Origin of the sequence: Microcoleus sp. Pol12B4, from assembly GCF_036701385.1 — a bacterium.
Classification (GTDB): domain Bacteria; phylum Cyanobacteriota; class Cyanobacteriia; order Cyanobacteriales; family Microcoleaceae; genus Microcoleus.
This window is the reverse complement of sequence record NZ_JAUBQR010000267.1, coordinates 1-8,254: the sequence shown is the minus strand read 5'-3', so window position 1 is coordinate 8,254 and position 8,254 is coordinate 1. Positions and strand designations below refer to the sequence as shown.

At 50.0% G+C, this 8,254-nt stretch carries 5 protein-coding genes, 1 tRNA gene and 1 pseudogene; 5 read left to right on the top strand and 2 right to left on the bottom strand.

Annotated features, from left to right (window positions below):
• Positions 1-262 precede the first annotated feature (262 nt).
• A complete protein-coding gene (locus QUA38_RS25635; protein ID WP_333166906.1) occupies positions 263-1,897 on the top strand; it encodes an MBL fold metallo-hydrolase in 1,635 nt (544 codons plus the stop codon).
• 322 nt (positions 1,898-2,219) lie between these two features.
• On the opposite strand, the gene QUA38_RS25630 is transcribed toward QUA38_RS25635, so the two are convergent.
• Positions 2,220-2,531, bottom strand: coding sequence for a DUF6679 family protein (locus QUA38_RS25630; RefSeq protein WP_006633466.1), 312 nt, complete (start codon positions 2,529-2,531; stop codon positions 2,220-2,222).
• A 769-nt stretch (positions 2,532-3,300) separates the two neighbouring features.
• On the opposite strand from QUA38_RS25630, the gene QUA38_RS25625 reads away from it, so the two are divergent.
• The 4 genes from QUA38_RS25625 (at position 3,301) to fba (ending at position 7,795) form a co-directional block, all read left to right on the top strand.
• The gene (locus tag QUA38_RS25625) at positions 3,301-5,379 is read left to right on the top strand and encodes a CapA family protein (protein ID WP_333166904.1); all 2,079 of its coding nucleotides are present in this window, start codon (positions 3,301-3,303) and stop codon (positions 5,377-5,379) included.
• 134 nt (positions 5,380-5,513) lie between these two features.
• Positions 5,514-6,383, top strand: coding sequence for an aldose epimerase family protein (locus QUA38_RS25620; protein WP_445305104.1), 870 nt, complete (start codon positions 5,514-5,516; stop codon positions 6,381-6,383).
• A 67-nt stretch (positions 6,384-6,450) separates the two neighbouring features.
• A tRNA-Lys gene (locus QUA38_RS25615) sits at positions 6,451-6,522 on the top strand.
• 193 nt (positions 6,523-6,715) lie between these two features.
• Positions 6,716-7,795: a class II fructose-bisphosphate aldolase gene (gene fba / locus QUA38_RS25610; protein WP_333166900.1), complete on the top strand. Its 1,080-nt coding sequence runs from the start codon at positions 6,716-6,718 to the stop codon at positions 7,793-7,795.
• Positions 7,796-7,964: 169 nt separating this feature from the next.
• Here fba and QUA38_RS25605 read toward each other — a convergent pair.
• Positions 7,965-8,254 (bottom strand): annotated as a pseudogene (locus tag QUA38_RS25605) (ATPase); the annotation flags it as partial.

Sequence of the window (8,254 nt, the reverse complement as noted above, 5' to 3'; positions counted from 1 at the left end):
TGCATCAAATCTTAAGTGCAATTACTTTCCTTGCACGAGAGCCGGAGCCTTCGAGCAAACATTTAGCTCTAGGGCTTACGCACCAGAACTTTGATAAACCGGGTTTTTTAACCGGGAGCGAGGGCGGCCACAAAGTGTTTTCGTTCATCAAACCCGGTTTCAGCGTCCGAGACTGAACTTGATCGAATGAATGCAGTCGCAACCAATGTTTAAATGTGGCGATACTGCAAGTTGCGTGCAAAGCAGGGAGCTAACCGCAGTGATGGATCTCGATTGTTTACCTTACGGCGCAGGCCACGCACAGGAAGGGGTCTGTCTGCTAGTGCGAATGGGGCCGCACCGTATTTTACTCGACTGCGGTGTAGAGGATATTGCACCGCTGTCAGCGACACTAAATCGATCGCTGCCAGCCGATTTTGTGGTGTGTACCCACGCCCACTCTGACCATGCCAGAGGTTTGCTAGCACTCCATCAATCTTTCCCCCACTTGCCAATTTACGCCAGCAAAGTGACAGCGCGACTGCTACCGCTCAACTGGCCAGAACTGGCTCAGCAGCCAGAGTCCCGGTTCTGCCAGGGACTGCCATGGCAGTCGCCGCTCGAAGTGCGCCCAGGACTGAGCGTGCAGTTGTTCCCGTCAGGCCATTTGCCCGGAGCGGCGACTGTGCTGCTGACTTATGCCGCGCCGCACCGCACCTACACCGTGGTTTACACCGGCGACTTTTTCCTATCGAATTCTCGTTTGGTGGAAGGTTTGCCCCTGGGAGAACTCAGGGGCATGAAGCCGGATGTGTTAATTTTGGAAGGCAGTTACGGCACGGCGCGCCACCCTCACCGCCGACAACTAGAAAATCAGTTAGCCGATCGCATCCACCGCGCCATCGCCGACGGGTACTCGGTACTGCTGCCCGCGCCGGCCCTTGGTTTGGGTCAAGAAATGCTGATGCTGCTCCGCAGTCACCACTACTTTACTGGTCGCGACTTGGATATTTGGGTGGACGGCACTGTCGCCGACGGGTGCGACGCTTATCTGGAACTGTTACCCCAATTTCCCACCGCCGTCCAAAATTTTGCTCTGCACCAACCTTTGTTTTGGGACGAAAGGGTGAAACCCCGCGTCCGCCGGCTGTCTGCCGAACAACGCCCCGGATTGGGAGCCACGCCCTGTATTGTGATTACTGACCAAATAGCTGATTTGGCTTTGTATGTTGCCGATGGCACACATCCTTGGATTTTGCTCGCCCCTCAAAAACCAGGATATCCCGTCAGCGACTGGCTGGGCAACAGGCCAGAATCTGGAGTCACAAGTGTCGAAACTTATCTGCTAGCCGAACACTGCGACGGGCCCGGGACTACCCAACTCATCCACAATTTGCGTCCCCAGCACGTAATTTTACTCCACGGTTCCCCTGCATATTTGGCTGACTTGGCTAACTTGGACGAGCTGCGAAACCGCTACCAGTTGCACACTCCGGAAGCCGGAACACTTGTCGAATTGCCGATCGGAGAAATGTTTTTGCAGCCCGCTATCCCAGAAACCAACTATGAGGGAGAACTCAGCGAATTGGGGACAGAGGTAGCAATTAGCTTACCGAGTCCGATTACAGCCGATCCTCGGTGGGCCAATTTTGCCGATACCGGCTTGGTAGAAGCGCGCTGGCAAGGCGAAGAGCTGGTACTGCGCGGCATCTCCCAGCGCGAACTCCTTTTTCAAGGCAGCGCCGTTCAGGCCAACCTCGAATGCTGCGGCAATTGCCAGCACTACCGCAGCCAGCGCTGTTGGAACCAGTCCAGTGCTTTGTTTGGCTTTAAAGTTACCCCCGACGGTTACTGTCCCGTATTTAAAGCGATACCGGAGTCGGAACTTTTCCTAGATGGCGAAACAGACGGCGAATAAGCTCTCGGACACCTACAAACCAGCCTGCAGGCTTAGAAAACAAAAAAACAGTCCTAGACGCAACCAGACAAAAAACCCTGTTTCAGCAGGGCTAGGGTGTCGTGCATTGAATTTTTAAACTACTGTGTATTTACGCTGTTGTCCCGTGGGCAGCAGATCCCGCCATCAAGCTTAAATTTAAAGGCAAAATAGCTTATGTGCTCACAAACCAGAATATGTTTGGCCTAAACCGGGTTTTTTGCATAATTTCTCCACAAAAAAGGGAGAAAAGTCGTTTTCTTTTCCCCCAAGTTTTCCTTGTGCCTCAAGCGCGAGATCAAAACTATTCCAAATTCGAGTCCGGGTAGTGATTGCGAATTTGTTCGGCTTCGGGACAATCGTCAGAAACTAGGGGTTCGCAGTTAGTTCGGGACACCGAAGCCAACTTCTGGGACACAGCTCCAATACTTTCGAGACGCACCATTTCTTCCCAAGAGCTGATTTCGTCTTCTTCGTCGGTTTCGTAGCGCAGCGTGACTAGATCCCCTTCAATATCTAGGATACGAGCGCGCTCTATCCAACGTTGCTGATCTCGAAGAAAAATAGAAACCTCACGACCATCACAACAGAGTTGATAGATTTTGCGCTGTAGCATTTGTCAGTTCTCCTGCGCAGTGTAACTTGCTTAAAATATGGTCTGTTTACCGTAACGTACTTTGGGTTTTACATCGGAAGGCACAGCCGTGTGGACTGGCCAGTTTCACGTTTTCCGCAACTTTGGTACCGATGGGAGTTACCAAATTTGATTTTACCACCAAATCTATCTAGTACGCCATTTATCCAATTACAGGTTGTGCAGCCAGTGGCATCCCTCGTGAGAGGCATTTGCCAGCATAGATCGAAGCATTAGGACTTGACAAAGGCACGCGATTAACAGCGACAATAAAAACAGACTCTGCCTCATAAATGTCCCTCTCTTTTGCCTCAAGTCCCCCAGAAATCTATTGTTTCGACGTTTGTTTTATCGCCCACTAACGCCTCTTGGCTCAATCTCAAATCTCAAATCTCAAAGCGAAAGCTCTAAAGCGACACTCAAACAGAGACAATAAAAACAGACTCTGCCTCATAAATCTCCCTCTCTTGTTCCTCAATTCCTCCAGAAACCTCTTGTTTCGACGTTGGTTCTGGCCCCGATTACCCTCTGTGAACTCAATCTCAAATCTCAAATCTCAAATCTCAAATCTACCGACCTGAGTGTGATAAAAATCACTGACAGCAGGCAGCCCCTAAATGTAGAAAATGGTGGCGGCCAACAACTAGCTTCAAAACGGGCAGCGGAACCTGTGGCGGTTAAGCTAAAAGAATTGCGGTTCCGTTCAAAACAAATTGGAGTCATTGCTCGTTCGTATTAAGGAGGCTAATTGATGGTGTACGCAGAAAATTGGTCGCAGCCGTCTATCTTGGAGCTAGCGCGATCGGGCAACTTTCAAGCCCTCAATTACTGGATTGACAGCTTGCTGCGACCCGAAGGGATTTATGCCCGCGTCGAACAGGCTCAGGCCGGCTGCGTCCAAATCCTCGTAGAATTTCAGCGCGAATTTGCGCCAGATACTACATTACTCGGGAGCACTCTCCGCGAAGGCTTAGTCAAATTTATTTGCCACCAACTCTGGAGACTCAACTCGCCAGCAGTAGAAGGAGTGCGAATTCACGCGCGCTTGGCTGGGGATGCAGACATTCTCTGGAAACAGTCAGTGCGAATTGTCACTCCGGCAAACCGCCAGCGTCGGCGTTACCGTTCCCTACCAGTCGTCGATTGGGTTAAATTTAAAACGTATCGTTCTCTGCTGCTAGTGGGATCGGCACTTGCCTCTTTTATTTTAGGGTGTTGGGTCAGCTACCACGAAGCTCTGACCCTGCAGTTAGTATCTCCAGTATCCGGCTACCAGCAAACTGCGGTAATGTCGGGGCCGCCTCCAAAACGTGGAGATACGGTGCAAGCGGCCTTAGAAGTGGTACCAGTAGTACAGCAAAAGCAAGTTGCTAATCCTTACGACCCAACAGTAACGCTGATGTTCGGAGGAAATGTGAATCTATCGGATGCGCTCGGAGCATCTGCTGCCAACGATCACCAATGGGCTTTCGCCAATATGGACGAGTACCGGCAAGCAGATGTGGCGATGGTTAACCTAGAAAACTCCCTGACTCGCTCTACATTGGGGTCTGGTAAAAAACAATTAAATTTTAAAGCCGATCCAGAATCGGTGAAAGTATTAACAGCCGGAGGAGTGGATATTGTCAATCTGGCAAATAGCCGCGCTATGGATTACGAGGAACCAGGGCTGGTGGAGACGATGAATACTCTAGATAATAGTGGGATTCAACACCTGGGAGCCGGCAGAGATATTAAAGAAGCGAGGCGTCCAGATATTATTGAAGTTAAGGGTCAGCGGATTGCCTACCTCGGTTATTACGATGCCGAGCTTAACGTCGCTGACCAAGGGAAAGCGGGCACGAACCCCCGCCGTAACAATCGCGTGGCCGAGGATATTAAAGCTCTTAGGGGTCAGGTAGACTGGATTATTGTGAATTACCACTGGGGAGTCGAATTGGCAGATTATCCGGGGGACTGGCAGATTGATTTGGCTCGGTTCACGATCGACCAAGGAGCTGATTTGGTAGTGGGACACCATCCCCAGGTATTGCAAGGTGCAGAAATTTACAAGGGCCGTCCGATAGTTTACTCGCTGGGTAATTTTATATTCGGCGGGAATGCTCGCAGGGATTACGATACCGCAGTCCTGAAAGTATCGCTCAAAGACAGGAATATGAAGGTAGAGTTTCTGCCTGTGGAGGTGAAAAAGTTTCAGCCGAAGGTGGTGAAGGGAGCCGCAGCAGATCGCATCCTCAAACGCGTCGAGCAAATTTCTAGTATTTTCGATCGACCGATGCGCTCTTCTGTAGTTCTCGAGCCCCTAGTCCAGCCAGGAGTGGCATCAAAAACTCCAAATTCTCCATTGCCAGGAGCAGCAAAGAGCGGTACATACCAGCCCGGGCGAAGTTCCGGGGGAACCTCGGGTGAAAGCACTCTGCCAGGCCCCGGACAACCCAAACCAACTTTGATTTTGCCGGCTTTGCCGGCTGCGCCCAAACAGCCGGACAACTCCTCATTTTTCCCGAACGGGACGGGGCCTGCAATTGACTCAAACCCGCCTCCGAATCAAAATTTGCCACCGCGCATCTACCCGACTCAACCTCAAAATCCCAGTGGGGAAGCAGATCCATTTACAAAAGAGCCATTCATCAAAGAACCGTTTATTGCGCCCCCATCTCCCAGTCAAGAAGCAGTGCCGAGTCCCCAAAGCTATCTTCCCCCCACTCGGGCTGTATCTTTTGAAGTCGCACTCAAAGCGCCGCCGGCCTCAGAGATCGTTCCAGCTACCAGCAGCAACCGCTCCAAGCAGCGGATCGCCCTGCCTCCTATAGCTAGGAGTATTGGTTAGCCGCTGGTAGCTGGAGCGAGCAGGCAGGGGGAGGATAGGAGCGGTAATGGGTGAACATCAACATACCAGCGACCAATTATTAACGACCGATTTTCTGACAACCAATGATCAATGACCTACTACCGATGACAAATGTGTTTGCGATCGCGCTCAAGCAAAAGCAGTACAAAACCTATATCCTCTCCGACGAAACCGCTAACTCTACTCTAGAAGTTGTGCCGGAACGGGGCGGTATTGCCACTAGCTGGCTGGTTGAAGGCAAAGAAATCTTCTATTTGGACGCGGAACGGTTCGCCAATCCCGATCTAACTGTACGTGGCGGGATTCCCATCCTGTTTCCCATCTGCAGCAATCTCCCCGAGAATACTTACACCCACAAGGGAGTGGAGCGTAAGCTCAAACAGCACGGCTTTGCTCGTGACTTGCCTTGGACAATAGGCGAACAAGTTACGGAGGGTTGCGCCGCTCTTACCCTGATTCTAGACAGCAGCGACCAGACGCGGGCTGTTTATCCCTTTGATTTCCAACTAGCCTTCACTTATCAGATTAAAGGCAATTCTTTGGAAATTTTTCAGCGATACACCAATCTGTCTGACGAACCCATGCCGTTTTCTAGTGGTTTGCACCCCTACTTTTTGGCGACGGATAAATCTCAGCTCCGCTTTGAGATTCCGGGGATGCAGTACAGAGATCAGAACACCCACCAAAAGGGTTACTTCACCGGGGTTTTTGACCCGACGCTGGATGAAATTGATGTTTCCTTTGACGAACTTACTGGTCTTGCTGCTACTGTCACGGACGCGGCGAGCGGCTTGCGACTCACCCTCAGTTACAACTCCAGCTATGGGAAGTTGGTTTTCTGGATGGTGAAGGGCAAGGATTTTTACTGTTTGGAACCTTGGACTGCTCCTAGAAATGCCCTTAACACTGGCGAACACTTGATTTATTTGCAGCCGGGAGCGACTTGCGAGATGCTGGTTCGCATGACTGCAAATTTTTTTTAAAAAACACTTGCTATTTTAAATGAGGGGTGCTACTGTTAGAAATTGTGTGCGGTAACAATGTTTTCGCGGGTCGCTAGCTCAGCGGTAGAGCATTCGGCTTTTAACCGATTGGTCTCGGGTTCAAATCCCGGGCGACCCATAAAAAATTTGTGAGTTAAGAATTTTGAGTTTTGAGCTAAATGCTCGGAACTCAAAATTTTGTTTTTTGAACTTTTAAGTAAATCTGGAAAGATAGTGCGCGATCGGTGGCAAATTGTCTTAATATTATCGTAAGAATTGAGCTTGTCCAAAATTCACTGCCCAAAAATCACAAATAATTAGGAGGAATATCTATGGCGCTTGTACCTATGCGATTGCTGCTCGACCACGCGGCTGAAAATGGTTACGGCCTACCGGCTTACAACGTCAACAACATGGAGCAAATCCAAGCGATCATGCGCGCTGCTGACGAAACCAACAGCCCTGTGATTCTGCAAGCTTCTCGCGGCGCTCGCTCCTACGCTGGCGAAAATTTCCTGCGCCACTTGATTTTGGCAGCAGTTGAAACCTATCCTCACATTCCCATTTCCATGCACCAAGACCACGGCAATGCCCCCGGCACTTGCTATTCTGCCATGCGCCAAGGTTTCACCAGCGTCATGATGGACGGTTCTCTGGAAGCGGATGCTAAGACTCCCGCCAGCTACGAGTACAACGTTGAAGTTACTCGCGAAGTGGTGAAAGTGGCTCATTCGATCGGCGTTAGCGTTGAAGGCGAACTGGGTTGCTTGGGTTCTCTGGAAACAGGAATGGGCGAAGCAGAAGATGGCCACGGCTTTGAAGGTGCGCTTTCTCACGATCAGTTGCTGACAGATCCTGAACAAGCTGTTGATTTCGTCGAGCAAACCGGCGTTGATGCTCTAGCAGTCGCGATCGGCACTTCTCACGGCGCTTACAAGTTCACTCGCAAGCCGACTGGCGAAATTTTGGCAATCAGCCGCATTGAAGAAATTCACCGCCGCTTGCCGAATACTCACTTGGTAATGCACGGTTCTTCTTCTGTGCCCCAAGAATTGCTGGAAATCATCAACAGCAACGGCGGCAAAATCCGCGAAACCTACGGCGTACCTGTGGAAGAAATCCAAAAGGGTATCAAGTGCGGCGTTCGTAAGATCAATATCGATACTGACAACCGTTTGGCGATTACCGCTGCGGTGCGCGAAGCTTTGTTTGCCAAGCCTGATGAGTTTGACCCCCGCCACTTCTTGAAGCCGTCGATCAAGTATATGCAGAAGGTTTGTAGCGATCGTTATAACTCTTTCGGTTGCGCTGGTCACGGTACAAAGATTAAGCAAGTGTCTTTGGACGATTTTGCAGCTAAGTATGCTAAGGGCGAACTGAGCTCTTCTGCTAAGAAGACTGTGGCTGTTTAAGAATTTTAGGTTTTAGATTTTAGATTTGTCTGAGGTCTAAAGTTAGGATTGCCGGGTAGCTTTGAAGTTGCCCGGTTTTTGTTTGGCCGAGTTTATGTATTTAGTTAGTGGGCGATTGAACTGGCTACTATACCAACTAGGTCGGCCTCCGCAGACTAAAAAATATCAATTACACCGCATAGGCGATCGCATATTGCCTCAGTACAGGTGAAATCGTGTAAAAATTTGCTTGTTGTTCAATCAAGCAGCGCCGCGATAGAGATTGCAGCGCATTTAGCAAATCTGAAGCCGGAATTATGTCATTTTCTAGCAATTTTGCCCGGTTGATTGGCTGGCTTTCTTTCGCTAATAAGGAGATTACTTGTTTTTCTAGTTCGGATAGGCGATCGAACTGCTGCTGTAAAACATCTTTCAAATCTTCCGGCAACAATATAGTATCATTTGGTAATAACTCTGTCA